Origin of the sequence: Anaerococcus sp., assembly GCF_022770135.1 — a bacterium.
Taxonomy (GTDB): Bacteria; Bacillota; Clostridia; order Tissierellales; family Peptoniphilaceae; genus Anaerococcus.
Genome location: NZ_JALEIL010000044.1, coordinates 1 through 2,871 on the forward strand (window position 1 = coordinate 1; position 2,871 = coordinate 2,871).

Genomic DNA, 2,871 nt, shown 5'->3' on the forward strand with positions numbered 1-2,871 from the left:
GGTCAAAAGAAGATGTTTGACTTTGATGAAGACCACTTTTACCCTGCTAAACACTCTATAGATATGTATCATTCTTACAAAGAAGATATAGCCTTGTTTGCCGAAATGGGATTTAAGGTTTACAGATTTTCTATAGCTTGGACTAGAATTTTCCCAAATGGAGATGATGAAAAGCCAAATGAAAAGGGACTTGAGTTTTACGATAACCTTATAGATGAGTGTCTAAAACATGACATAGAACCTCTTATAACTATAACTCACTTTGACTTCCCAATGCATCTTGTAGAAGAATATGGCGGTTGGAGAAATAGAAAGGTAGTTGATTTTTATCAAAATCTTGTTACTGCTATATTTACTAGATTTAAAGGTAAAGTTAAATACTATCTAACCTTTAATGAAATCAATGTTATCTTGGCAGCTTCATTTATGGGCGCAGGTTTATATTTCGAAGATGGTGAAGATATTGAAAAAACAAGAGCTCAAGCTATACATCATGAACTAGTTGCAAGTGCTTATGCGACTAAAATAGCCCATGAAATTGATCCAGAAGTAAAAATAGGCTGTATGCTTGCTGCAGGAACTTATTATCCAGCAACTTGCAAACCAGAAGATGTGTTTGCTGCTCAACAAGCTAATAGAGAAAATTATTTCTTCGTTGATGTTCAATCAAGAGGTTACTACCCACAATATAAATTAAACGAGTACGAAAGAAAAGGCATAATGCCAGAAATGTGTGAAGAAGATGAAAAAATCCTTAGAGAAAACACAGTAGATTTCATTTCCTTCTCATATTATACAACTAGAACTATATCCCATGATGCGAGTAACTATGATTCTGCAAACTTGATGAAAACTGTAGATAATGAATATCTTGACAAAACAGAATGGGGTTGGCAAATCGATCCGCTTGGTTTTAGGACAACTATAAACGAAATTTATGATAGATATCAAAAACCATTGTTTGTAGTTGAAAATGGTCTAGGAGCCAAAGATAATCCAGATGAAAATGGTTATGTAGAAGATGATTATAGAATCGATTATCTAAGAGATCATATAAAAGCTATGAAAGATGCCGTAGAAATAGATGGAGCAGATATTTTAGGATACACAACTTGGGGACCAATAGATTTAGTTTCAGCTGGTACAGGCGAGATGAGTAAACGTTACGGATTTATATATGTAGATCGTGACGATTATGGAAATGGTAGTCTAAAGAGAAGCAAGAAGAAATCATTTGATTGGTATAAGAAAGTTATAGCATCAAATGGAGAAGATTTAGACTAGTTAAATCTTAAAGGAGATTAAATGAAACATACTTTAGGTATTTCAGTATATCCAGATATTAGTCCATTAGAAGATATAAAAAAATATATAGAACTTTCATCTAAGTACGGATTTACAAAGATTTTCTCATCTATGTTTTCTGTAGAAGGCAGCAAGGAAGAAGTACTAGATTATTTTGAAGAATCGATAGACTTTTCTCACAAACACGGAATGATCGTGGATTTGGATGTAAATCCAGACCTATTTAAAAGGCTAGATGCGAGTATAGATGATTTATCAGTTTTTTCTGAAATTGGTGTCGACATACTTAGAATGGACCAAAGTTTTGGAAAAGACAAAGACTTTGAGCTTATGAACAATAAATATGGAATAGATATTGAATTTAATTCTAATATCAAGGTTGTCGATGGACTAGTTAAAGCTGGCGCAAACCCAGAAGATATCCTTGTTTGTTACAACTTCTATCCTCAAAGATATACAGGCTTTGGTTGGAATGTATTTAGAGAAATGTCAGCTGAACTAAAAAGCTATGGTGATGTCAATATTGGAGCTTTTGTTAGCTCAAATAACGAAAACACTCATGGTGTTTGGGACTCAAAAGATGGGCTACCAACAGTAGAAAGGCTTAGGTATTTTCCTATAGATACTCAAGCGAGAATTTTACTTGCCACAGGTCTAATCAATGACATTATCATTGGTAATGCCTACGCTAGTGAAGATGAGCTAAAAAGCTTAAAAGAAGTTTACGATAATCATTCATTTGATATTTGTAATGAGGGATTAAAAGAAAGTATCGAAAGTGGAACTTTTACTGTGAATTCATCACAAATAATCCAGCTAAAACCTGAGTTTTACGAGAAGGTAAGTGATGTAGAAAAGGATATACTCTATAACTTCGCACCTCACATTTCGATTGAGAGAAATAATGAATTTATCTGGAGATCGAGGATGTCTAGGATAAAAGATGAAAGAGCTATTGAACCTAGAACTTCAGATAAAAAATACTTTGACCGAGGAGATGTTTTGATAGTCAATGATAAGTACAGACACTATGCTGGCGAAGTTGAAATAGCCTTGGGAAAAGTTGAAAATGATGAGGAAAGAAACTTAGTAGCTAGAGTAAATGAAGATGAGCTAATGATGCTCGATCTGATTGATTCTGGTATTTTAGTTAAGTTTATTAAATAAGTAATCTGCCTGCGGGATATAAATATGTATACCGCAGGCTTTTTTAGGAGATACTATGAGAAAATTATATTTAGTTCGTCACGGACAGACTCTTTTTAATCTTCGTGGCAAGACCCAAGGATGGTGTGATTCACCTCTTACAGACCTTGGTATTGAGCAGGCTAAGATAACTAGGAGATTTTTTGAAGAAAATAATATTAGAATTGATGAGGTCTATTCATCTACATCAGAGAGGGCTATTGATACAGCAAATATTATAACCGACCTTCCTATTAACCCACGAAAGAGACTTAAGGAGTGGAATTTCGGCAAGATGGAAGGGGAGCCAGAAGATCTTCAGAAGGTTCCAAGGCTCCCTGGCCAGATGACTCACGGGGATTTCTTCGTGCCTTTTGGGGG

At 34.7% G+C, this 2,871-nt stretch carries 3 protein-coding genes; all 3 read left to right on the top strand.

Annotated features, from left to right (window positions below; all coding sequences use genetic code 11):
* The coding region (locus MRZ08_RS01690; protein WP_297378606.1) for a 6-phospho-beta-glucosidase at positions 1 to 1,284 on the top strand (1,284 nt) is incomplete at its 5' end.
* Between the two features lie 21 nt (positions 1,285 to 1,305).
* Positions 1,306 to 2,472: a MupG family TIM beta-alpha barrel fold protein gene (locus tag MRZ08_RS01695; RefSeq protein ID WP_297378607.1), complete on the top strand. Its 1,167-nt coding sequence runs from the start codon at positions 1,306 to 1,308 to the stop codon at positions 2,470 to 2,472.
* A gap of 55 nt (positions 2,473 to 2,527) precedes the next feature.
* Positions 2,528 to 2,871 (top strand): histidine phosphatase family protein (locus MRZ08_RS01700; protein ID WP_297378610.1); only part of this gene is annotated, 344 nt, incomplete at its 3' end.

Bases quoted from the DNA above. Each gene is read 5' to 3' on its own strand.
- MRZ08_RS01695 (WP_297378607.1), top strand. From the start codon at position 1,306: ATGAAACATACTTTAGGTATTTCAGTATATCCAGATATTAGTCCATTA.